Source organism: Paenibacillus sp. FSL R5-0519, from assembly GCF_037974275.1.
Classification (GTDB): domain Bacteria; phylum Bacillota; class Bacilli; order Paenibacillales; family Paenibacillaceae; genus Paenibacillus.
This window is the reverse complement of sequence record NZ_CP150234.1, coordinates 5,985,211-6,009,630: the sequence shown is the minus strand read 5'-3', so window position 1 is coordinate 6,009,630 and position 24,420 is coordinate 5,985,211. Positions and strand designations below refer to the sequence as shown.

General features: G+C 47.9%; 21 protein-coding genes. 13 read left to right on the top strand and 8 right to left on the bottom strand.

The genetic code is table 11. The features are described 5' to 3' along the window. The 3 genes from MKY73_RS26950 to MKY73_RS26940 form a co-directional block, all read right to left on the bottom strand. Positions 1–1,014 carry a BMP family ABC transporter substrate-binding protein gene (locus MKY73_RS26950; RefSeq protein ID WP_339304410.1) on the bottom strand — a complete coding sequence of 338 codons (1,014 nt, stop codon included), beginning with the start codon at positions 1,012–1,014 and terminating at the stop codon, positions 1–3. A gap of 338 nt (positions 1,015–1,352) precedes the next feature. Next, positions 1,353–2,963: a gamma-glutamyltransferase family protein gene (locus MKY73_RS26945; RefSeq protein ID WP_339304408.1), complete on the bottom strand. Its 1,611-nt coding sequence runs from the start codon at positions 2,961–2,963 to the stop codon at positions 1,353–1,355. A 232-nt stretch (positions 2,964–3,195) separates the two neighbouring features. Then, positions 3,196–4,095, bottom strand: coding sequence for an SDR family oxidoreductase (locus tag MKY73_RS26940; RefSeq protein ID WP_339304406.1), 900 nt, complete (start codon positions 4,093–4,095; stop codon positions 3,196–3,198). Positions 4,096–4,250: 155 nt separating this feature from the next. On the opposite strand from MKY73_RS26940, the gene fosB reads away from it, so the two are divergent. Together fosB and MKY73_RS26930 are read left to right on the top strand one after the other, a co-directional pair. Beyond that, positions 4,251–4,670: a metallothiol transferase FosB gene (fosB, locus tag MKY73_RS26935; protein WP_307415181.1), complete on the top strand. Its 420-nt coding sequence runs from the start codon at positions 4,251–4,253 to the stop codon at positions 4,668–4,670. A gap of 139 nt (positions 4,671–4,809) precedes the next feature. Further along, a complete protein-coding gene (locus MKY73_RS26930; RefSeq protein ID WP_339304404.1) occupies positions 4,810–6,621 on the top strand; it encodes a S9 family peptidase in 1,812 nt (603 codons plus the stop codon). Between the two features lie 172 nt (positions 6,622–6,793). Here the strand turns inward: MKY73_RS26930 and MKY73_RS26925 are convergent, their stop codons facing one another. From MKY73_RS26925 to MKY73_RS26910, 4 genes are all read right to left on the bottom strand, one after another. Beyond that, a complete protein-coding gene (locus tag MKY73_RS26925; RefSeq protein WP_339304402.1) occupies positions 6,794–7,831 on the bottom strand; it encodes an aminoglycoside phosphotransferase family protein in 1,038 nt (345 codons plus the stop codon). 21 nt (positions 7,832–7,852) lie between these two features. Then, positions 7,853–8,827 (bottom strand): SMI1/KNR4 family protein, encoded by a 975-nt coding sequence (locus MKY73_RS26920; RefSeq protein WP_339304400.1) that lies wholly within the window; start codon positions 8,825–8,827, stop codon positions 7,853–7,855. Between the two features lie 165 nt (positions 8,828–8,992). Further along, on the bottom strand, positions 8,993–10,024 hold the full coding sequence (locus tag MKY73_RS26915; protein ID WP_105601435.1) for a ribonucleotide-diphosphate reductase subunit beta: 1,032 nt from the start codon (positions 10,022–10,024) through the stop codon (positions 8,993–8,995). A 377-nt stretch (positions 10,025–10,401) separates the two neighbouring features. Continuing rightward, the gene (locus MKY73_RS26910) at positions 10,402–12,735 is read right to left on the bottom strand and encodes a ribonucleoside-diphosphate reductase subunit alpha (protein ID WP_339304398.1); all 2,334 of its coding nucleotides are present in this window, start codon (positions 12,733–12,735) and stop codon (positions 10,402–10,404) included. A 774-nt stretch (positions 12,736–13,509) separates the two neighbouring features. Here MKY73_RS26910 and MKY73_RS26905 point away from each other — a divergent pair. From MKY73_RS26905 to MKY73_RS26875, 7 genes are all read left to right on the top strand, one after another. Then, positions 13,510–13,836: an MTH1187 family thiamine-binding protein gene (locus MKY73_RS26905; RefSeq protein ID WP_017690882.1), complete on the top strand. Its 327-nt coding sequence runs from the start codon at positions 13,510–13,512 to the stop codon at positions 13,834–13,836. A gap of 435 nt (positions 13,837–14,271) precedes the next feature. After that, positions 14,272–14,376: a hypothetical protein gene (locus MKY73_RS26900; protein ID WP_017690880.1), complete on the top strand. Its 105-nt coding sequence runs from the start codon at positions 14,272–14,274 to the stop codon at positions 14,374–14,376. 43 nt (positions 14,377–14,419) lie between these two features. Continuing rightward, positions 14,420–14,527: a hypothetical protein gene (locus MKY73_RS26895; RefSeq protein ID WP_017690879.1), complete on the top strand. Its 108-nt coding sequence runs from the start codon at positions 14,420–14,422 to the stop codon at positions 14,525–14,527. A gap of 263 nt (positions 14,528–14,790) precedes the next feature. Beyond that, positions 14,791–15,102 carry a hypothetical protein gene (locus tag MKY73_RS26890; RefSeq protein ID WP_017690878.1) on the top strand — a complete coding sequence of 104 codons (312 nt, stop codon included), beginning with the start codon at positions 14,791–14,793 and terminating at the stop codon, positions 15,100–15,102. A 972-nt stretch (positions 15,103–16,074) separates the two neighbouring features. Next, positions 16,075–16,671: a sigma-70 family RNA polymerase sigma factor gene (locus MKY73_RS26885; RefSeq protein ID WP_339239322.1), complete on the top strand. Its 597-nt coding sequence runs from the start codon at positions 16,075–16,077 to the stop codon at positions 16,669–16,671. Beyond that, on the top strand, positions 16,668–17,651 hold the full coding sequence (locus MKY73_RS26880; RefSeq protein ID WP_339304396.1) for an anti-sigma factor: 984 nt from the start codon (positions 16,668–16,670) through the stop codon (positions 17,649–17,651). Before MKY73_RS26885 ends, MKY73_RS26880 begins: the two co-directional genes overlap by 4 nt. Positions 17,652–17,900: 249 nt before the next feature. Further along, a complete protein-coding gene (locus MKY73_RS26875) occupies positions 17,901–19,412 on the top strand; it encodes an HD domain-containing phosphohydrolase (RefSeq protein ID WP_339239323.1) in 1,512 nt (503 codons plus the stop codon). A 4-nt stretch (positions 19,413–19,416) separates the two neighbouring features. Here the strand turns inward: MKY73_RS26875 and MKY73_RS26870 are convergent, their stop codons facing one another. Further along, entirely contained in the window at positions 19,417–20,070 is a 654-nt protein-coding gene (locus MKY73_RS26870; protein WP_339258625.1) for a phosphatase PAP2 family protein, read from the bottom strand. A gap of 264 nt (positions 20,071–20,334) precedes the next feature. Between MKY73_RS26870 and MKY73_RS26865 the strand changes: the two genes are divergently transcribed. From MKY73_RS26865 to MKY73_RS26850, 4 genes are all read left to right on the top strand, one after another. After that, positions 20,335–21,750 (top strand): ATP-binding protein, encoded by a 1,416-nt coding sequence (locus MKY73_RS26865; protein ID WP_339239325.1) that lies wholly within the window; start codon positions 20,335–20,337, stop codon positions 21,748–21,750. 208 nt (positions 21,751–21,958) lie between these two features. Further along, positions 21,959–23,116 (top strand): MFS transporter, encoded by a 1,158-nt coding sequence (locus MKY73_RS26860; RefSeq protein ID WP_339304394.1) that lies wholly within the window; start codon positions 21,959–21,961, stop codon positions 23,114–23,116. A gap of 82 nt (positions 23,117–23,198) precedes the next feature. Continuing rightward, a complete protein-coding gene (locus MKY73_RS26855; protein ID WP_339308769.1) occupies positions 23,199–23,864 on the top strand; it encodes an oxidoreductase in 666 nt (221 codons plus the stop codon). Between the two features lie 138 nt (positions 23,865–24,002). Beyond that, a complete protein-coding gene (locus MKY73_RS26850) occupies positions 24,003–24,377 on the top strand; it encodes a RidA family protein (protein ID WP_017690870.1) in 375 nt (124 codons plus the stop codon). The last annotated feature ends 43 nt before the right edge of the window (positions 24,378–24,420 follow it).

Below are 24,420 nucleotides of genomic sequence, written 5' to 3'. Positions count from 1 at the left end.
TTATTGATCAAGCGTAATTTTGATTTGACCGGACGAGATCTGTGCTTTCAGATCTTCGAAGGTTTGCTGTTGTTCATCACTGAGCGTGATATTATGTAGAGCAGTCAGTCCCACGGCGTTCTCCGCCAGCCCTTCCACGATTTCTTTTTGAGGGAAGGTATGATTGTTTTGAATAAATGTGTTCACGGCATTATAGATGGAGACATCCACATTTTTCAGCATGGACGTTAGAATGGCTTTTTCCGCCAAAAAGAATTGATCGGTATCTACACCAATGGCGTACTTCCCTAATTTCTGAATCTCCGTCAGTGCACCCACGCCTGTGAGACCGGCAGCCACATAGATTACGTCAGCGCCCTTGTCCTGAATCATCTGTGCAGCGAGTTCTTCACCCAGATCGGCGTTACCGAAATCCCCCGCGTAGACGACATCAACGATTGCATCCGGCTTGACAGCCAGAACACCCTGCTCAAAACCCTGCTCGAAATTACGAAGGACCGGTATCTCCATGCCGCCCAGGAAACCGACATGATCTGACGTTGAAGCCATAGCGGCAATTACACCTGCCAGATAACTTCCTTCTTCCGCCCGGAATGAGATGGAGGCAATGTTAGGCAATTCGGACTGACTGTCAATCAACAGAAATTGCTGATCCGGATACTTGGCAGCGATCTTCTCCATGTCGGGCTGTACCGTATCACTTAGACCAATAATCAGATCGAATTTGGCAGCCGCCAATTCCTCGAATGCAGCTTCAAAAGATCCATTCTCACCCGGTTCACGATAGTCAAAGACAATGCTTTTCTCGTCTCTGGCCTGAACCAGCCCATCAAAAGCAGCATCATTAAAAGAACGATCACCCAGACCCACTTCCGTAAGCACGATCCCGACCTTCGTTCTTGTATCTGTTGACGTTGTTGTATTGTTGGCTGAACATGCCCCCAGGATCAGTACCGTCAGGATTATCATTATGGTGAGACCTAGACCTGCGCGTCTGCTCTTGTGTGTATTCATGTGTGGTACCCCTCATTTCTATAGTCGCTTTTTGCTCATTTCCCTTTATCTATATCGGACAGAGGGGCATTGTGATTTATGGTATGTAGTGAAAATTTACGTAAATATAAAAATATTTCATGAATTATACATTGGTTTTACATTTCTTTGGTTAAAAGGGGCTTGAATAACTACAGTCTGTTGTTTACTGATGTTAAAAACTCTAAAAAGACAAAAAGACAAAAAGACACAACAGAGATCACATGAATCATCTCTATTGTATCTTCGAAATGAACTAGCGGATATGAGAAGCGGATCGTGATATCCGTCCTTCTCCGTACAATTGAAATCTCATGAGTTTACCAAGCCGCGATCGAGCCATCCGCTCGGGTTTCCGTACCTCCGCACAATACGCCAGTGTCCGGGTTGCGCCAGATGATCTGACCGCGTCCAAACTGGGATGGATCAAGCGCCACCTGAATATCATGTCCCTTGCGGGCGAGTGCCTGTGCAATGTGCTGCGGGAAACCCGCTTCCACGAGAATCGTTTTTCCCTTCGTCCACTGCCAGCGCGGAGAATCCAGGGCAGCCTGCGGGTTCAGATGATAATCGATCGTATTCATGACTACCTGCACATGACCCTGTGGCTGCATGAAACCACCCATAACACCGAATGGCCCGACCGCTTCGTTGCCACGGGTGAGGAACCCTGGAATGATCGTGTGATAGGTTCGTTTACCCGGCTCCAGAGCGTTTGCATGATTCGGATCCAGTGAGAAATTATGTCCGCGATTCTGCAATGCAATGCCTGTCCCTGGAACGACGAGTCCAGATCCGAAGCCCATGTAGTTACTCTGGATAAAGGAAACCATGTTGCCTTCGCCATCCGCGGTAGCCAGATAGACCGTTCCACTTGCTCGTGGATCACCTGCCTCGGGTGCACGTGCGGTATCACCAATGAGTTTGCGCCGTTCTTCTGCATATGCCTCAGACAGCAGTTCCTCTACCGATACGCCCATTTTGCGTTCTTCCGTAATATATTTCTCCCCATCGGCAAATGCCAGCTTCATGGCTTCAAGCTGCTGATGATACGCCAGAACGGATTCTTTCTCGTCGAATTCGTAACCTTTCAGCAGATTAAATGCCGCCAGAGCGATCAAGCCTTGTCCATTCGGCGGAATCTCCCATACATCGTATCCACGATAGGAGACGGATATGGGATCAACCCACTCGGGCTGGAATGCCGCCAGATCTTCGCGAGTAAGATAACCGCCGTATTCTGCCATAAAGGAATGAATGCGTTCCGCCAGTTCTCCTTCGTAAAAGTCTCGCGCTTCGCTCTCGCCAATCTGGCGCAACGTCGCCGCATGATCCGGCGAGCGCCACATCTCTCCAGCTGCGGGAACACGCCCGCCTGGAGCAAATGTCTCAAACCACGCACGCCCTGCCTTCGCATCACCCTGGCGTGCATAGATCTCGGCTGCCCTTGCCCAATGGCGGGCCAGCCCAGGCGCAAGCGGATAACCTTCCTCCGCATAGCGGATGGCCGGTTCCAACGCTTCCGCCAGCGTGAGCCGCCCGAAACGGCGGCTCAGCTCAGCCCAACCCGCCGGTGCGCCAGGCACCGTCACCGGCACAACCCCAAGCTTCGGCATCTCCGTATGGCCTGCCGCTTGAAGCGCCTCAATGGATATGCCCTGAGGCGCAGGGCCGCTGGCATTCAGGCCATGCAGTTTGCCCTCGGTCCAGACGAGGGCAAAAGCATCCCCACCAATGCCATTGGACGTAGGCTCCAGCACGGTGAGTGCTGCCGCAGTTGCAATGGCGGCATCGATGGCGTTGCCGCCTTTTTTCATTACATCCAGACCGGCTTGTGCAGCCAGTGGCTGTGACGTAGCGACCATGCCTTGCTTGGCATACACGGGCACGCGGTACGAGGGGTACGGTTGGTAGAGTGGGTCGAAGTTCATCAGGTTGTTCAGCTCCTTGTCGCAAGATGTCAGGTTCCGGTCTTTACCGGGATCATACTCCTAACCCTCTTCGCAACCGGACAACCGATATCCTGCCACACCTACCAAATCCAACCTGACATCAGCAGCACATGTTCAAAAATACGGTCCATCCCGACCTGGCTAATCATCTGTACGTTTCTACCAAGTGGAGTGACATCGGTTAACGATATCACCCACATTCCACACTAGCCTATGTCGTCACCATATCGCCGCCATTGACATGAATGCATTCACCTGTGACGTAGGATGAATCGCGGGAGGCGAGATAGACGTAAGCTGCCGCCAATTCGTATGGCTGACCAGCCCGACCCATGGGTGTCTCCGTTCCAAATACCTGTACATCCTCCGCGGAGAAGCTGGCAGGGATGAGCGGTGTCCAGATGGGGCCAGGGGCAACAGAATTCACGCGGATTCCCTGTGCTGCGAGGGATTGGGAAAGTACACGAGTGAGCGACACAACAGCTCCTTTGGTGGAGGAATAGTCGATCAGTTGGGTGTTGCCTTTATATGCCGTAATGGAAGCCGTATTGATGATGGAGGCACCTTTGCACAGATGGGGGAGCGCAGCCTGGATCAGAAAAAAATAAGCGAACACGTTCGTCTGAAAGGTATGGTACAGCTGCTCTTCCGTTATATCAACAATGCTTGGTTGCACATACTGCACGCCATGGTTGTTGACCAGAATGTCGATCTTCCCATAGGTTTCCATTGTCGAGCGGATGACGGCTTCACAGTTTTTCTTTAAGCGCAGGTCAATCTCGATTAAGAGACAGCGCTGTCCCAGCTCTTCGATCCGTTCACGAGTCCTTTCGGCATCTGTTCGTTCATATAGATAAGCGATGACGATATCCGCACCTTCCTTGGCAAAAGCGATGGCTGCTGCCCGGCCAATTCCGCTATCACCACCCGTAATAATGGCAACTTTGCCTTCGAGTTTGCAGCTGCCGATATATGCAGGATCTTCACTAATCGGTTCAGGTACCATCAGGGTTTCCAGACCGGGTTGCTGGTCCTGATGCTGGGGTGGAAATGCCAGCTTTTGCTCCTTGCACACCGTTTTCTCACCATAAAAAGGATAGACAGGATTCATTCGCTTTACATCCTCCTCGAACGTTCATTGATACGGATAACCTATGCATCCGCCCAGAAGAAGGTGCGAGAGGAGCCAGTCAGCCTGTTGTTTTTTGCGCAGAATATACCATAATAAGGATAGGTCCTTAAATTGATGGAGGTGTCAGGAGCCACATGAATATTCAGGGAATTAATCATTTGTGCTTTTCCGTGTCCAATCTGGAGCGGGCCATTACCTTTTATGAACAGGCTCTCGGTGCCCGGATTCAGGTGAAAGGACGCAAACTGGCGTATTTCGAACTTGCCGGTCTGTGGATCGCTCTGAATCAGGAGGATGTGATTCGCAATTATACGGAACGAACCTATACCCATATTGCATTTACCGTTACAGAAGAGGAGTTCGATGCGTCCGTGCAGCAGCTGCGAGCAGCCGGGGCCGACATTCTTCCCGGAAGGCCAAGAGATCCGCGGGATGCATTATCTGTATATTTTACCGATCCGGACGGTCATCTGTTTGAACTGCATACAGGTACGATGAAACAACGACTGGATTATTATCGGGAAGACAAAGCTCATATGACTTTTTATCCATGAGTTTGAGGGAAAATGGAGAGAATCGGAATTATAACTCACATATCTATTGTCTAAACATTGGCATTACCTATAATATGGACAAATGGTACCTTAATTTACCAATGTTAAATTCATTGGTTCAATTCCAAGGAGGTTTGTCATGATTCAGTTCCCTAAACCGGATGTTGAGCAATATTTTCAGACGTACCGCATTTCGCATTTTGCCGTATCGGCAGACGAGAAACGTTTGTTCATGGACAGCAATCTGAACGGTCAGCCGAATATTTGGGCGATGGATTTGCCTGGAGGATATCCGTATCCTTTAACGTACTTGAATCAGAGCAGTCAATTTATCAAAGCAGACCCGCAAGGACGGCATCTTCTTACCGCGTTTGATCGGGATGGAGATGAGAACTATCATCTGTATGCACTCCCACCCGAGGGTGGGGTTCCATTGCCTGTGGTTCCGGCGGAGCCGAATGATCGCTGTTATTTCTCAGAGTTGTCCGAGGATGGACAACGTCTCTATTATGTCACCAGCGCGGGTAATCCGAACTATCTGAATTCACGGCGCATCGATCTGGAGACAGGGGAAGATGAACTGTTGTACAGTGGAGAAGAGGTTACGAGCAGCCTGGTTGCTGTAAGTCCTGACGAGAAGAGTTATGTCATTCTCAAAATGTACTCGAATACGTATCAGACGGCACATCTGTATCGTAACAATGAAGAAATGGTAATTTTGCCATCCTCAGAACGTCATAGTCAGGTATCCGATCTGATTTTTGCAGATGACAATCGCCTTCTGTTCATTACCAATGATGGCTCGGCATATTCCTATGTGGCTGAATATCGCATCGATACCCGTGAATTCCGTCTAGTGTGCCATATCGAAGGGGAAGATGTGGAGTTTATTCGCTGGCATCAGGCTTCCGAGACCTTATATTTCTGGACACTTACAGGGCCGGAGAATCGTATGTACGTATTAGACAAAAATGCCGATGAGCCTCGGCGCGTAGATATGCCGCTGGATACGATAGAGCAGGTGAACGTGACGAAGGCTGGCAATGTGTATATCCTCGGACGTGGAGCAATCCAGCCGCATAACATATATCGCAAAATGGCAGGTGCTGATTCATGGGAGCCGCTGACGGCCAATCGGGTAACGGGACTTGACCCAAGTGATCTCGTGTACCCAGACGTTATTCGTTATAACTCCTATGACGGACTGGAGATTGAAGCTCTCTTGTTCAAAGCAAAGCCAGAGCAGGCCAATGGATACACTGTATTTTGGCCTCATGGTGGGCCGCAAGCCTCCGAAGCGAAGTTCTTCCGGCCAATGTTCCAGATGATGCTCGCTCAAGGCTATCATATCTTTGCACCGAATTTCCGGGGCAGTACCGGATATGGTGCGGAGTTCGTCAAATTGGTTGAACGAGATTGGGGCGAAGGGCCAAGATTGGACTGTGTTGCCGGGATCAACTGGCTGTTTGATCAGGGAATTACCTCGCCAGAGCGGTTGTTTGTGGTAGGTGGAAGCTATGGGGGATATATGACCCTGTTATTGGCGGGTCGCCATCCGGAGCTGTTCCGGGCTGCGGTCGATATTTTTGGGCCAAGTAACCTGTTCACATTTCTGGAATCCGTACCGGAAGACTGGAAGCCGATGATGGATAACTGGCTCGGTGATCCGGTCCGTGACCGCGAACGTTTAACGAAGGATTCACCGATTACGTATCTCGATCAGATGGTTAATCCAATGCTCGTCATTCAGGGGGCCAATGATCCAAGGGTCGTGAAGGCCGAATCCGATCAGATCGTGGCTGCGCTCCAGTCGAAGGGACTTGATGTGGAATACATCGTTCTCGATGATGAGGGACACGGTTTCTCCAGAAAGGCAAACGAGATTCTCGTGTATCGCCGGATGTTGGAGTTTTTGCAGAAACATCAGGAGTCACCCGTCGCACAGGCTTAAGTTGAGCGGGGGTTCATCGTTGATCGAAATATATCGTGGTATGACGAAAACCGCCAGAGATCATTCTAGATCTTTGGCGGTTATATTCGTGCGTCCAGATGTTGGGCGGCATATATGGAGTGATACATACGTTAGTTTGGAAGGCTGCTATCCTTGAGCAATCTGTCCCAATTTACTCATCCAGCAATGCGAGAATTGAATCGATGGACTGCTGAGCCCACTGTGCAAAAGGTAGGTCGGCCGACCACGTCACTTGTCCTGTCGCTTTGGCTTCGCCCCACCACAAGATACGTTGATAGAGCAGATGCATGCTAAGACGTGAACGGAAGTGTTGGCATTTCTCCTCATCTCCTGCACAGATCAGATCCCGGTAGCAGCGAAGGAACTTTGCAGCCAGCTCTGGTTGACCCTCACGAACATACCTGGTGGATATTTTGGTTAGGTCGGCTGTGCCGTCTCCGAAATAGGCGGTTGTAAAATCGAACAGGCCACTAATCTGCCAACCTGAAGAACGGTCGTCCACATTTTGAATCAGTATATTCTCGACTTTGAAGTCTCCCATGACAAAACCCGGAACAGCTTTGGAACGAAAGGCAGGTTCAGCATTCTTGAATTGCTCGTCCACCCACTGGACATCTTCATCCGTAATCACCGAGTACTGTTCGGCATCATGTAGCCAGTGGCGAATGGTTCCGTACAACCAGTCCAGGTAATCTCCTGCAAAGGAAACAATCTGCTGCGCTACAGGATCATATTCCCCGGCATCAGGCACCTTCCAACGGTGCAGCTCAGCCAAAGTATGGGCAAGCATACAGGCAATCTCTTCCTGATCCTGCTGTGACAGTGAAGCCTGGAATGCCGGATCACACAGGTGATTTCCGGGCAGGCGCGGCATGATGGCATAACTCCAGCCCAGAAGTTCGGTATCTTCCTGTAATAAATAGGGGTTAGGGACAGGAATGGACGTATGTTTCGCCAGTTGTTCTACAAAGAACTTTTCTTCCTGTAACTGTCCTGTATATAAAGGATTGCCTTTCAGAATATACTCTCCACGGGAAGTTCGAATGAGCAAGGTCTGCCCCATAACCCCTTTATCCGTTCGTTGATAGTCTTCAAGGGTTCCCAGTTCAAGTTCATTCAGCGCGTCCTGCAATGAAATGGCAGCCACTTCGCCAAGTTGATTGGAACCAAAATAGATACGGGTTGTCATATGGCCGGACCCTCCTGAAGTTTAGTCCTCATTCTCTTCGTCAGACAGGTCATACCAATCCTCATCGACCAATCCACGGATGAAAGCTTCAAAATTCGGCGCAAGATATGTAATCTCATAATCATTTTCCTGATCCACATGAACGACACAGGGTTCGCCTTCAGGACCACAGAAGCGATAATCCAACATAACGACATCATGGCCAGCGGATGGACAATCACAGATCACAATCCCCAGGTCAGGGTATCCCCAATCTTCGATCATGAACCGACTCCCAAACTCTCCTCCAAGGGAATACATCTTGTCCCGGCCGATCCCCAAAATACTTGAAATCTCAATATGGTCCACAGCCCAGGAGGTTGCTTCTTCGGTTGGGAACACCGTTCGTGTAGGGATTCCACCATTTTGGGTATGCATAAGCTGAATATAGGAGGCAGGGAGCTTGTAACCAAATTCGTGTTCAAGCGATACAATCATGTCTTCGTCAAAGGGGGCCGACACATGGTTGTCCCGTGCATAATCACTCTGCTTCCAGAATGTCACTGGGTCGTACGTTCCTGAAGCAGCACGAAGATGGTTCAACGTGCCACGCTGCTCCCATTCTCTCACTTGTTCTTCATGGCGTTGTCGATCCCGTCGCATCTTCTCGGTGAAAGGTCGAATCTGACTTAGAAATTCAAGGGTTGATTCATCATGTGGCTGAAGTTCGTTAGCTCTCTCAAACGCCAATAGTGCTTGTTCATAGTTTGCGATATAACAATACGCGTACCCTAAGCGATAATGCCACAGCGGGTCGTTTACTCCTTGCTCCTCGACAGACAACAGTTGTTGAATGGCTTCGCGGTAACGTGCGTCATTGTTATAGGCTCTGGCGAGTTGACCAATCAGATCATAATCCCGTTCTGAGACGGGGATACGCTCGATACGTTCAATAATGAGACTGAATTGGTCCTGCTCATGCCACAAGTTGATTTGTTCCAGCAGTTCTCTTTCCATGAATAGGCCTCATTTCGTTAGGAGGGTTGTGAGTCTTTTACAAACTATCTTACAGGGTTAAGAGACAAAAAAACACTCCCGCATGCAGATAGCCATGAAGGCATTCTATCAAAGGGAGTGCTTTAATGTGTGCTTATTTATATCGGGATACTTGATCAGAAGATTTTACAAATCGTCAAATCCGTTATCGTCACCAACTTTACCGTAGTTACGGGATTTGGCTTCGAAGAAGTCGGTTTTGGTTGCATTCAGTGCTTCATCGGAGAATGGTTTGATCCAAGGCATGCAGTTTACATCCACACCTTCATATGCTTTTTCCATACCCATCAGACGCAGACGTTTGTTGGCGATGTACTTGATGTAATCTTCCAACTCGTTCAGATCAATGCCGCGTACGTTGCTGAGTGTGTAATGTGCCCAGTTGGTTTCAAGCTCAACCGCACGATTAATGGTTGTGTATACATATTCCATGTTCTCAGGTGTGTTCAGTTCAGGGAAGTCCACCAGCAATTGTTTATACACTTCAGCGAAGAAGTAACAGTGTTGGTTTTCATCCCGTTGGATATATGAGATCATCTGGCTGGTTGCCATCATTTTCTGGTCACGGGCCAGGTTGTAGAAGAAGGCAAACGTACTATAGAAGAAGATTCCTTCGAGTACCAGATCGGCTACCATGGCTTGGAAGAACGTCTGTGGAGACGGCTCGTCCCGGAAGTTCTGATAGATATCAGCAATGAAACGGTTGCGGTCGAGCAGTACCGGATCATGTTTCCAGTATTCAAAAATTTCCTTTTGCTCCCGATCAGATACGATGGAAGAGAGGACGTAGGAATACGATTGGTTATGAACAACTTCCTGCTGTCCAATAATGGCCGAGATCGCTTCGAGTGAAGAATCGGTAAAGTAACGTTTTACGTCACCCACAAACATCGTCTGCATGGAATCAAGTACCGCGAGCAGGGAGATGTTGATTTTGAATGTACGTTGTTCTTCCTCATCCAGTTGAGCAAACTGGGAAGCATCTTTGGACATGGGAATCTCGTCTGCAATCCAGTGGTTGAGTAGCAGTACTTTGTACAATTTGTACATATGTGGCATGCGAATGTCGTTCCAGTTCAGGATACCGGAGCATTCACCTTCAATAATACGGGTGGATTGGTTAGGGGCTTCGGTGTTAAAAATTTTCTGTACTTGCATCGTCCGTTCACTCCTTGAATGAATTTACACTTTATAACTACGATGATAGAACAACCTTACGATCGCTGTTATCCCCTGATTTTTTTGATTCCCTCTTTCAAAGGGAAAATCCGGTAATAAAGGCGAAGTGTATGCTTCCGAAGTAGCTTTCTTTCAGAAAGCTTTTAGCTCCGCTTCTTCAGCTTTGTTCTATCCTCTTCGTTATCGTGTAATCATTAATTCTTATATATATTAGGGTGGCATCTATATCAACATCTTGCGATGCTGTGATCGTGTTTTAGGCAAAAAAGAACCAGGGCAACGCCATTTTGCAATCAAAACAGGATGCCCTGGTGGTCATCGTGAATCTAGTCAATCTGCTCTATCAAGGATAAAACTTAGCTTGCGCAAGAATCGCATTCTTCAATGGTTAATGCCCGGCTACGAACGTAATACGTCGATTTCATGCCGGCTCTCCAGGCGTGCAAGTGCAGTTCCAGGAATTCCGTTGCTTTGATATCCGGACGAACATACAGGTTGAAGCTCTGTCCCTGATCGACGTGGCGTTGACGAGCAGCAGCCATATTAATGGAAGCATGTTGATCGACCATGAATGCTGTTTTGTAGTACCAGATCGTTTTTTCGGACAGATCAGGTGCCGGATTGGCAATCTTGTATGTCGTTTTCTCTTCATAGGACAACAGTTCGTAAAGTGGATCAATGCTGGCTGTTGAACCTGCAATGATGGACGTTGAACCATTTGGTGCAATGGCGAACATCCAAGCGTTACGGACACCGTTTTGCTGAACCTCTGCTTGCAGTTCTTTCCATTGTTCTGTTGTAACGAATTCGCCCACGCGCTCACCAGTTGTGTATTCCCGTTGGTCGAAGTATTTGCCTGTTTGCCAATCGGAACCTTGGAATTTCGGATAATGTCCTTTTTCCTTTGAAAGTTCCATGCTGGCTTTCACAAGCAGATAGTTAATTTTTTCATAGAGATTATCGTTATATGTGACAGCTTCTTCCGATTCCCAACGAATGCCTTCAAGAGCAAGCAGATGATGAAGTCCGAAGGTTCCCAGACCAACCGCACGGTATTGACTGTTGGTGTATTGGGCTTGCAGCACTTCAATGTTGTTGATATCGATAACGTTGTCCAGCATACGAACCTGAATCGGTACCAGACGTTCCAATACATCATGAGGTACAGCACGTGCCAAGTGAATCGAGTTTAGGTTGCAGACTACGAAATCGCCAGGTACTTTGGAAATCACGATGCGGGTTTGTCCATCCTTGGTTACGAGCTCTTCCTTTTCAACTACAGTCGCAGATTGGTTCTGCATGATTTCGGTACAAAGGTTGGAAGAGTATACCATGCCGTGTGCACTGTTCGGGTTCGAACGGTTAACGGTATCCCGGTAGAACATGTACGGCGTACCTGTTTCCAGTTGGGATTTCATCACACGTTTCATAATATCAATCGCCTGAACCGTGATACGGGACAACAGCGGGTGGTTGACCGCTTCCTCATATTTCTCACGGAACGCGCCTGCGCCTACAGTTTCATCATAGAAATCTTCCAGTCCGAGTGCACGACCGTTCTCATCTTTCCAGCCCATCACTTTTTTCGTTTCGTGCGGGCAGAACAGACTCCACTCACCGCGGCTGGCTACTCGCTCCATGAACAGGTCAGGCAGACAGATCCCGTGGAATACGTCATGTGCACGCATCCGTTCGTCACCGTTGTTCAGCTTCAGATCAAGGAAGGCCAGAATGTCTTTGTGGAAGACGTCCAGATATACGGCAATGGCACCTTTACGTGTACCAAGCTGGTCTACGCTGACCGCTGTATTGTTCAGTTGGCGAATCCAAGGGATTACACCGGAACTTGTGTTTTTGTGTCCACGGATATCTGATCCACGAGCTCTGACTTTACCAAGGTAAACGCCGATGCCGCCGCCCATTTTGCTCAGACGGGCTACATCTGTATTGGAATCGAAGATACCTTCAAGTGAGTCGTCCACAGTATCAATGAAGCAACTGGAGAGTTGTCCAGCCACTTTTTTGCCCGCATTGGACATCGTAGGTGTAGCTGCTGTCATATACATGTTGCTCATCGCCCAGTAAGCTTCCTTGACGAGATCCATACGTTTCTCAGCAGGTTCCTGATGCATCAGGTACATCGCAATAACCATGTAACGCTCTTGAGGCAACTCCATTACTTTTCCGTCAAAATCGTGAGCAAGGTAACGTTCTGCCAGTGTGAGCAAGCCGATATAATCGAAGAGCAGGTCGTTGCGATAGTCAATGCACTCCGCAAGTTCATCGATCTGTTCTTTGGTGTAACATTCCAGCAATTCTTCACGGTAGATGCCTTTTTTCACGAGATCTACAAGAAGAGGGTGAAATGCCCCATAAGGCTCGTCCGGGTATGACTTGTATCTGCGGTTGGTAGCCGCTTTTTTGTACAGGGAAGTGAGCAGGGAGCGTGCCGCTGCAAATTTCCAGTTAGGCTCCTCTTTGGTTACCAGTTCCAGTGCGCTCATCATAAAAGCGTTGCTGATCTCGTCTCCGGTAACTTCATCACGGCGGAGCTTGCTGTTTACCCCGCGTACCAGACGTTCCTTGTCGAGCATGTCCAGTCCTTCCAGAATACGGTCGGCATATACCGAGATACGCATATCATCAAAGGCAAGCTGGCGGTTGTTCGGCTTGGTCACAACTTGTGGCATGAATATTCCTCGCTTTCGCATGTTTAAGAGATAAATTGGAGAAATTCTTTATATAAAGAATTGAGTGTCTTTCTTACGGTGAGAAAAAGAAATAGGGTTACGTTTTGCGGACTGAAACGGCGGCGACAAATCATGTCTTAGATCGCTCAACTTGAGCGCACAAAGCAGCACAATGCAGAACATGCTCATATAAAAAGCATTCTCCCGCCTCGCGGCTGAAAATGCCCATGGATGCTCTGGCTTCCTTGCTGTCTTGAAGGTTCAGGATATCGACAGAGAAGGGTGCTTATGTAAACTTTTGTCTATATGCAGATGTGCCTGTAGTTTGAGGATACCGGATGCAGTCCAAACAGCCCCGTTAACCTCCGTGTCAACTCTGTTTCGAGAAAGCGATTTACACCTACAGGGACGTGCCTTTGGAGGTGATTTCATCCTGTTTTTCGCGAGAATGCAGAAGGTGACTATTAGAAGCGGAGAAATCTAGCGTTACTACATTTTGTAGCTGTCAACATACTGTAACCCAACATATTGTGTTTGTAAAGTGGGCGGAACCAGTAAAACGTAATTCCGAGTATACCATTTAAGCGAGGAATCCGCAAAGGAAAAGGACTGGAAGATTTGAAGATTTATCAAAAAAAAATTTTGAACATTTTGAATGACGTGTTCACGTCAGTTTGAATTGTAACGCATTCAACTGGTAGAATAAAAGTAGTCAAATTTCGACTAAAATAAGCGGCAGCGGTTGTTCACGGGGCCCAGAGGAGGCGGAGCAAAATGGCAATAGCAGAAGTGACTGTCATTCCAATCGGAACGGGTACAACGAGTCTAAGCAGTTATGTGGCGGACATGCAAAAGGTATTGGAACATCAGCGGGGCATTACATATCAGTTGACTTCCATGAGTACCATTATTGAGGGACCGCTTAACGAGATCTTTACAGCAATTGCGGCTCTGCATGAAGCACCGTTTCTGTCAGGAGCCCAGCGTGTGTCCACATCCGTCAAAATTGACGACCGTCGTGACAAACCGGATGCCTCAAGTATACAGAAGTTACAATCGGTACAGGATAAACTGACGTCACTTCAGGCAAGACCTAATTAATTCCTAATATATATATGGTTGGTTGTTCGTTATGTAAATACGCCACATTCTTTAATCGAATGTCCAAAAGACCAGTCTCTCCAAGAGCTGGCCTTTTTGTATGCTCATTTAACAGTTTAATCGGCAACTACCAATGAAGCTCCAAGCAAAGTGACGTTGATGTATCCACCGCTAATTTGTTTGAAATCTTCATCGTAATTCGTAACATTTTTATTCAAATGTTTGGTGTACATACATACGGTCGATATACCGGTGAGATTTATTTATGACTTAAACGTATTTGAGCATAACTGACGGACTTTGATAACAACTAATCCTGTATGTATGTTCAGAGAATAATTTGTGAAAAGAACAGCCCATTTTCGACCTGAGCCCGGTCCCATGTGTGATTGGTGCATATAGTGAACTGTACCTCAAATCAAAGGAGGGGTTTACATGAGTGGAGTAGTAGGTGGATACGGCGGCGCATGGACATCGACTGGCGCGATCTTGGTTCTCTTTATCTTGTTGGTCATTATTTCTAAAGCATTCCTGATCTAATAACCGGATTGGACCCTAATATATTCGTAAAGGAGGGTTCTGCATGAGCAATGTAGTTGAAGGCGTAGGCTATGGCGGCTGGACATCAACCGGAGCAATCCTGGTTCTGTTCATTCTTCTTGTAATCATCACTAAATCATTCTGGGTATAATATGGCGAGCTCTGCCGGGCAACCGGTGGGGTTTTTTTCTAGAGGACAAGCATGGTGGAAAGCAGGGAGAGGAGATAGCTTATGGTGAACGGAAGAATTGAATGGGATTTACGAGTGCGCAAGACGGATTATTCTTTCGAAAAAAGAGATGGTTACTTAACGGCTAAACGCCCATTTTGTCGGAAGTAGGGCGATAGCCCGGTCCAGAGGTAGGCTGAATACATAGCTTAGGGGTGTAGGCAAATGTTAAGGAGGAATGAACAATGAGCGAAGTAAAACCGAATTCACCGAACGGACAGGGGCATGTATACGGACATATGGGAGGTTATGAGCATATGCAAGGATACCAATACACAGGTCATGAAATGCATGGGTATGGATATGGTTGTGGAACAATGCCAATGGGATATGGCTATGGATACGGACACCATGCCAATCAGGCTCCAATGATGCACGGTTATCAACAGGGTTGTGGCGTATCCTATGGGCATGGCGGCGGAAGCTGGGGTTCCATGGGCACGATCCTTGTACTGTTCATCCTGCTGGTTATTATCTCCAAAACGATGTTCATCTAATTGTTGTGAATGCAAAGAGGCTTTCGCTAATCGTGGGCCGTTAAGATAGGCGCTGACTCAAGTAGCAGATAAAAAAACCTGAGTTCAATGATGGGGCAAAAGGGCATAACGTATCTATGAGTCAGAACGGGACAGCGTAGGGAATGATCCTGCGGTGTCCCTTTTTTACTTTGTGAATCATTCTTTAACGAACTCCACAGGCTCTATTCCATGAATTTCTGACGTTTCAAAAGTTTAACGAATCGTAGACGTCTTATGAGCTGAATTTGGGTACATTTGGAGCCTATACTCATGAAGTGACATGGATTAACTTTGTTAGATTTTACATACCGTAGAAATTCTCAATATAAGGTGTACAGGATTCGTTAGCGTCTGGTGAGCCCGATAGGCGGAAGGAGAGACTGTTCTCCTGAGGGAACGGGGTCTGACAGTGTATAGACGGTGCTTGAAATGTGTATGTAGACATGGATAAACACCCGGAACCCAATTCCGGGTGCTTTGTGTATGTTTTCAATCTTCTCAAGAATAAGTGATATCCAAAACAACAAAAGCCCTACCTCTCTTTTGTCCTTGCGGCTCCGATGACCGCGCCAGTGTGAATGGGAACATCTTGTGAAACTCTGTACTACCGGGTTATTGTGATGCAGGTTCTTCAATCTTCATAGGTTGATTGTGCTTAATTCGCTGCGGTCGCAGCATGAAGAAAATATTCCGGGGTTTAAAGAAGACAGAAATCATATGAGGTTGTTTAATACAACTCTTATACTATACCACAGGTTGTAATTTATTGCAATAAAAAGGAAAGTGCGAACAGAAAAACATGTTTACCGGGTAGTCCTTCAAGACAATAGCTGAAATATTCGTTTGAAAATAAACAGAATTTTTTCAAACTATTTCTCAATTGAGGTAATCCTCTTCAAAAGATTCTGCGTAGGTTATAATAAGAGGGAAGAAACAGAAAGGGGCCCTCGCATGACTGAATCGATGGAGGACAGCAGGTTAATGCGACAGATTGCGGAACGTGATTCCTCCGCACTGGAGCTTTTATATGACCGTTATGAGCGAGCGGTGTATTCTTTTGCCTATCGGATCGTTGGCGATCCCATGACGGCCGAAGAGACCGTTCAGGAACTTTTTATGCGGGTCTGGAATAATGCTGAACGATACGATGCCTCACAGGGGAAGCTGACCACATGGATGTTTGCGATTACGCGCAACATAGCAGTGGACATGCTGAGGCGGAGATCGAAAGGGGCAGCGGCTACTTCAGTTGAACACGAGACACTGGCGGCCTATGCCGATGAGCATACGAATACGGAAGAAGAAGTGCAGCGTAAATGGGAAGGCACTCGGATTAAAGAGGCGTTGTCCCAACTGAATGGTGATCAGCAGCAAGTTATAGAATCGATTTATTATGCGGGATTAACCCAGCAGGAAGTATCCAGCCGATTCGGGATTCCGCTGGGTACAGTAAAGAGCCGTGTCAGGCTTGCCATGCGACAGCTCCAAAAGTTGCTGGCCGATGCTGAATTGCATCCGGACGCGGGAAGGGAGGGCATACATCCATGATAGAGCGACATGAGGAGTGGTCTGATCTGGCACCGATGTATGTGCTGGGCGGACTGGAAGCAGAGGAAGTGGCAGCGTTTGAAGCCCATATGGCAACTTGCGAAACTTGTCGCCAGGAGGTGAGGGAATTGCAGGAAGTGACTGGCTTCCTGCCACTTGCGGCGGAACCTGTAGCACCGCCGCCAGGCATGCGAGCACGCGTGCTGGGCAACGTGCTCGGACATGTGCAGGAGAGCGCCGAGGCGAAGCCGGCGGCTGCTCCTGCACAACCTGAAGCACCCGTGGTGCTTCAGGAGGATCTTGCGCCGCAGTACGAACATGCGGCGCAGCCCGGGCCAGGCCTGCCGCCGGTAACGGCGGTGCCTGCGGCCCGGGGAGAAGAGGCTGCCCAGGCACAGCCATGGCAGCCTCAAGGGCGCGCGCGTGCGCGCAGCAGCCGCGCCTGGCGCGTGGCCAGCGCCGGCCTTGCGGCAGCGGCGCTGGTGCTTGGCGTGTACGCGGCGCAGCTGCAGAGCCAGATCGACTCGCTGACGCAGCAAGCGGCGGGCTCGTCGGCTACGCAAGAGCAATTGGTGCAGGTACAGGCGCAGAATGCGCAGCTGCAAGAGCAGCTGGCATCAGCACTGGAACCTGCACAGGGCATGCAGACTGGCGAGGCAGTGAAGCTGAATCCTGCAACGCAGGATATTGTAGCTCAGGGTCTCGCAACCATCGTAATTGACAGCAAAGGCACTCACTTGGTTGTGCAGGCTGAGAACCTGCCGAATCTGGAAGGCAATGAGGCATTTCAGGTGTGGTTGATCAAGGGAGATACGCCTCAGAATGCGGGGACGTTCCTTAGTCGTGATGGGACGGGTGCGGTATACTACACATTGGATTCGGCCAACGACTATGACACGGTTGCGATCACGCTAGAACCGGATGCCATGGGGGATGAACCAAGGGGTACGATGATTCTGGCTGCCAAGATCAAAGGATAAATATAGGATATATCACCAAAGGCTGCTCCGGTTGTGGAGCAGCCTTTTCGTGTTTTACAGATTACCACCAGAAGACGGGACAGAGCCAAATTTTTTGAAACGATTCGACAGTTGAGATCTTGGTACCCATCTATTGAATTTTATTAATTTTTTTTGGCGGTGCAACCGATAAACAAATAGAAGGAAATACCCTAATTTTCCCGTATATCAAGGGAGAACGGGTTTGCACATAGAGAGTGAGGGGTTCAGTTGGAAGCATACCGTTCATTTATCTTTCGCCTGATACGCAATTATCTGATCGGTTCACTGGCAGCTGTTTTTGTTGTTGGTACAGTGGTTATGGTATCTACATTACAAATACCCGATATTCAATTTGTTCGACTCATCGGCATTGTACTGATTTCAATTTTGTTCATGCTGGTTGCAGAGTTAATTACGCTGTGGGTGCAGCTTGGACCCATAAGACAATTTTTCACTTCCGAGCATCACGAGCGAGACGAATTGAACCATATGTACGAGAAAATTCATCGTTTCCCGGGACAGACCATATATCGAATTATGGGTCCGCACATGCTTGGTTTTTCGATTCCGGCAGCGGGATTAACCATATGGATGATATCCACGGGGTGGCTTGAGTTCCCGTACGTGTACATAGTAGTGGCTGCCGCATGTGCATTTTTGATTGCCATCATGCATGCGCTCATTGAGTATTACCTGACGGTGAGGGCGATAAGACCCTTGTTACTTGAGGTCCGTCATCGAGGCAAAATCCAATACGGGATGGAGCCTTCACTGGGAGGACGTATCCTAGTATCGATCCAGCGTAAATTTCAGCTAAGTACATCACTCATCGGATTGTTCCCGTTATTTTTATTTTTCCTCGCTACCTCAATCCGCCTTCAGTATATGGACAGAGAATTTGCGAGAGAGTACATTCTGTGGGGGATTGTCATCGTTGTTCTTGGTGCTGGGTTTGCACTGGTGGGAAGTTGGCTGTTGATTCGGGATGTTCGTGATCCGGTTGCTGAATTGACACAGGAGATGAACCGAATTCAGGAGGGAGACCTCGGCAGAAGAGCTCCTGATCTGTATGCGGATGAATTTTCTGCACTGATCTCCGGCTTTAATATGATGATTAATCGGCTGGAGATGAGGCAGGAACGCAATCGACAGTTGTTGCAAAGTTATTTTTCGATGCTGGCGGCGGCTTTGGACGCTCGAGATAAGTACACCGCAGGGCATTCTATGCGGGTGGCCGAGTATTCACTGATGATTGGCAAGCTGAGCGGAATGAATGAGGAACAGGCGGATTTATTGTACAAATCAGCTCTACTCCATGATATCGGGAAAATCGGCATACCGGACGAGGTACTGCTGAAGGATGGAAAACTGAGCGATGAAGAATTCGCGATTATTCGCACACATCCCGTGCAGGGAGAGAGCATTCTGTTACAGATAGAGCCTATTGATGCCATGGCGGACTTTCTGCCGGGTGTACGGTCTCACCATGAGAGATATGATGGCAAAGGATATCCGGATGGGATGGCTGGTGAAGATATTCCCCTTTTTGGCCGCATTATAGCAGTAGCGGATGCTTTTGATGCCATGACGTCGGATCGACCTTATCGGAATGGGATGAGTCACGAGAAAGCGCTAACGATTTTGGAAGAAGGAAAAGGGACCCAATGGGACCCCTATTTTGCAGGTTTGTTTATTGATGAATGGAGACGACAACAGCATCTTCAGAAACCATCGAAGTGAGGGATCAGTTGATCCCCTCTGTCCACTTCGATTCTTTTCTGCGTCTCCGGTGTAGAGCGAGGCCGGTTATGATGGTGAGAACACATTCGCCGAGTATGATGGCACCCAAGGCGTCATAGATCACATGTTGTTTGATCATAAGCGTGGATACGATAATGGTCGCTGCTCCTGCAGCCACCAACAGCTTAATGGGTTTGCGAATGCTTGGAACCGAGAGAACGGCACGCATAACCAGATAAGAGTGCAGAGAATGAATACTTGGAAAACAATTAAACGGGCGGTCCTGGCTGTAGAGCCATCCGAGAACAGATACGCCCAGGCCTGTACCCGTCAGTTCTGGGCGTGGTACCATGGTCTGAAAGTTGAAGTAGATGAGATAACAGATCCAGACACAGATATTCATGGATAACAAGACGCGATAATACGTCAGTCGATCCTTGGCACACAGGTAGGCGAGCACACCGAATACAAATGGGTACCAACCCAAATATGGAATGGACATGGCGGGTACATAGGGAATGATCTGGTCAAGCGAGGAATTAAGTATTACGAACCCGCGTTCCGGACTATTAAGAATATCATAGAATAGCCCCATGACAGCCAATGACAACATCAAACTTAATGACAGCCAATAGGATTTACTTTTTAATAATTGCACAACAGCGTTCTCCTTTCATTCATGTTCCGACGAACATGCCCCTAGCAAATATCTATTTCTTTAGTTCAATCTATATAGTAGTTCAAATTTGAACAACAATATATTTTACTACGTTCCGCACACAAATTGAATCCTGATTTGTGTATTTTTGTGTACTTTTTTGACGAAGAAGGAATGCAGTAATTTCAAAGGACATGATATGATAGAAACACATACGGACGATGGTAACAAGGCCAGTAAAGTCGGGACAACAGGAGTGAGTAAATGCAATTTTTGAAAATGTTCGTATTGAATATGGGGATGCTTATAACGATTGCCTATCTTGCCAGTGTGTTCTATAAATATATCGTCATACGTGCTTCTTCCCGAATGAAGCAGATCGGTTCAGTGCTTGTCCTCGTCTTTGCAGGCTGGATCAGTACGGTTTTTGGATTTCAACTCACGGATGAAGTGGTATTTGACCTTCGTTATGTTCCTATAATTGTTGCCGTTCTAACGTACAGACAACCCTATAGTGTAATTATTGTGGGTGTAGGGATAGGTTTATCCAGGTTAACGTTTGGTATCACGGATGCTACGGTGGCAGCGGTAATTAATATGACTTTACTCGGTGTAATATGTGCGGGTTTAAATATATGGATGAGACGCAGCGACTTCAGACTGATCACAAAAGGCATCCTTGTTGTAATTATCGTCAATGTGGTCAATAGTGTGGGCATCGCTATCTTTGGCGTCATCCCGGCTACATATTTTTTCTCTCATATTATGCCTTACACGCTTCCGGCAGGTATCTTGTTAAGCCTTATGTTTGCGTTTATATTACGTGATTTTCAGAATGAACAGAACCGGATTTTGCTTATCCAAAGTACGAACCGGCTATTATCTGTGCAAAAGGAAGAGCTACAGAAAGCCCAGATTGTACTGGAGGATCGAGCGAAACAATTGATGATCGCCTCACAGTACAAATCCGAATTTCTCGCCAATATGTCACATGAGTTGCGTACACCATTGAACAGTGTTATTAACTTTGCCCAGATGATCAGCGAGAACGCGGACACGATGGACCCCGAGGATATTGTACGTTTCGCCACCATGATCGACCAATCCGGACAGGAGCTGCTCACACTCATTAACGATATTTTGGATCTGTCCAAAGTGGAAGCGGGGCGGCTGGATATAGTACTGGAGGATATCAGTGTGGCACAACTTACCGAAGATGCCATGAGCCACTTCCAACTGGTTGCCGAGAAAAAGGGTATTCAGTTGCAGATGGATAAGAAACCGGGACTGCCCGACACACTCTGGTCTGATCCCCAGCGGGTTCAACAGATTTTGCGGAATCTGATGTCGAATGCCATCAAGTTCACTCACCGAGGGAAGGTCACGCTGACTGTAAGTACCAAGCAGAGGAAGAATGCAGGTATTCAGAATGGGTGGCTCGTTTTCTCCGTTCAGGACACCGGCATTGGTATTTCTGAGGACAAGCATCATTCCATATTTGAAGCATTTCAGCAGGCTGACGGGTCGATTAGTCGGAAATTTGGCGGTACCGGACTTGGTCTCTCGATCAGTCGGGATTTGGCGAGATTACTGGGAGGTTCGATTGAACTTGAGAGCGTTGAAGGCAAGGGAAGCACCTTCCATCTCTATCTTCCGTTGAACCGTGAAAAAATGAGTTGACAACCTCCGCGCCGTGAGTAGAATTTGGGATGACAACTAGCATCGACCGGCTTTTGAGACCCGGTCTAAGGAGTGTATCCCCATACAGAAGACGGTCAACGTTAACCCTCCCCCGTCAGCAAGCAAACCACGGCGCAAGGGTTCGACACAACGCACAAATTTATCAATTGCAACATGGGAGGGTGTACCGGCAATAATTTTACAGACATTGCTGGGAGGCCCGTTCTTAACCGGGTTTCTGCTGTACCTTGGGGCCGGGTCGAGACATATCGGCTTTGTGCTCGCCATTACGACCTTCGTAAACATTGCCCAGATCGGAGCAGCTTACTGGATGCAGCGTATTCGCAGTCGCAAACGTATGCTGCTTTTATTTGTGGGCACACATCGTATCTTATGGAGTGCGACGGGACTGATCCCGTTTATATTCCCCAAAGAGTGGTGGGTAAGCGTATATATTGGTGTGTATACGGTTGCTTTTATATCGAATACGATCGGCGGCATGATCTGGACTTCACTGATTGGCGACATCGTACCTGCCAAGGTGAGAGGGCGTTACTTCGGAATTCGAAATACGATTCTGAATGCTCTTGGAAGCGTATGCTTATTCGCAGGTGGTATTGTATTGGACCGTTACCCCGGAGAAATAGGCTTTCTGATCCTGTTTATTCCGGTTTGGATCTGCGCTATTGCCAATACAGTCATTTATTTCTTTTATCCGGATGTACCATTTGAGCGTTCGACCGAAAGGGTTTTCTGGCGGATGTTTATCAAGCCGTTCCAGGATCGTTCATTCCTGAAAGCAACGCTGTTTCTGGCTGTCTGGTTATTAATCCAGACCTTGATTGTTCCGCTTTATTCCTATGTTATGCTCGATCTATTAAACATTAATTATCAGACTGTATCCCTGATCACAGTGGTCCAGACGCTGGTTATGATGGCAGGTTTCTATGTCTGGGGCAATCTTAATGCCAGGTTTAGCAACAAAACCCTCCTATTTTGGACATTACCGGTCATCGCACTCTCCTGTCTGTCGTGGGGATTAATGTCGTTTATGCCCGTATTGATTGCACTATTTCTATCTCATATCTTTCTTGGGATCGGGGTGGGTGGATTCAATCAGTTGGCATTTAACTTTACGATCGGAGACACCCCCAAAAGTGAAAGACCGATGTTTGTCGCCGTGTATTCGGCTCTGACGGGAGTGACTTCATTTCTTGGGCCGCTGCTCGGTGGCTGGTTGTATGAAAAGATGGAGAACTGGTCCGACGCGCTGGCCTGGATCTCAGCATATGGATTTCAGGTGGGGGTTGGTGTAGTCATGCTCATTCTTACGTTTACCCTTGGACGTCGCGTACTGTTAAAATAGTAATGAACTATATACACTGGTATGAATTCAAAAAAGATGGCGAAGTGGAGGGATGTATTTGAATCGTCTCGAACGGAAAGCCATGGTGATTGGAGCCACGGGACTTGTAGGCGAATTGCTGGTTCATCATCTGCTGGAGCACTCGGCATACAGTCAGGTTCGCGTTCTGGTTAGACGTCCGCTTGAGCTGCAACATCCCAAACTGGAACAGCATGTGGTGGATTGGGAACAGCTGGAGAGCCAAGGCGAATTATTCGATGGAATCGATGATCTGTACTGCTGTTTGGGTACAACGATCAAAAAAGCAGGCAGTCAGGAAAATTTCCGTCAGGTGGATTATCATTACCCTGTTTGTGCGGCTATGCTTGCGAAGCAACATGGGGTACCCCAGATGCTGGTGATCTCCTCCATGGGCGCGAGTGCAGGTTCCCGGGTCTTTTACAGTCGGACCAAAGGGGAGATGGAGGATGCATTGTCCGATATCGGTTTTCAATCTTTGCATATCTTCCGTCCTTCCTTAATTCTGGGAGATCGAAATGAGAAGCGGTTAGGTGAACAGATGGCCGCTCATGCCATGAAGTTGCTGGATCGCTGGATGAAAGGCAGAGCAGACAAATACCGGGCAGTCCACGCCGCAACCATTGCACAGGCCATGACGAATATTGCACTGGTGCAAGCGATTGGAAATCATGTATACCCAAATGATGTCATTCATGTTCTTGGCGTGGACGGGGATAAGAACCTTTGAATGAATTGTTTACTTCATAGTGGCCAGTGAGGAGCGTTTCTCGCTGGAGGTAGATCGTGGTATAATAGGCAACAAAAATGAGTTCGAACCCTGACTCCTTGCGGTAGCAGGATAACGAACATGAAGGAGAAATCGTCCATGAAAAAACCAATCTCTACCGATCAGGCGCCTGGCGCCATTGGTCCATACAGTCAAGCCGTTGATGCAGGCGATTTCATCTACACGTCCGGACAGCTTGGCCTGAATCCCCAAACGGGAGAATTCGGTGCAGATGTACAGGAGCAGACACGTCTGTCCCTGAGCAATGTGAAGGCTATTCTTGAAGCAGCAGGCACAAGCATGGATAAAATCGTGAAAACGACGGTGTTCCTGAAGGACATGAATGACTTTGTTCCTGTGAATGAAGTGTACAGCACGTTCTTTGAACAGCCATATCCTGCACGCAGTGCAGTGGAAGTGGCACGTTTGCCAAAAGACGCACTGGTGGAGATTGAAGTTATTGCCCTGAAATAGGACAGTCCTCATTCACGCCGGTATATATAAAAAGCCGATTTCA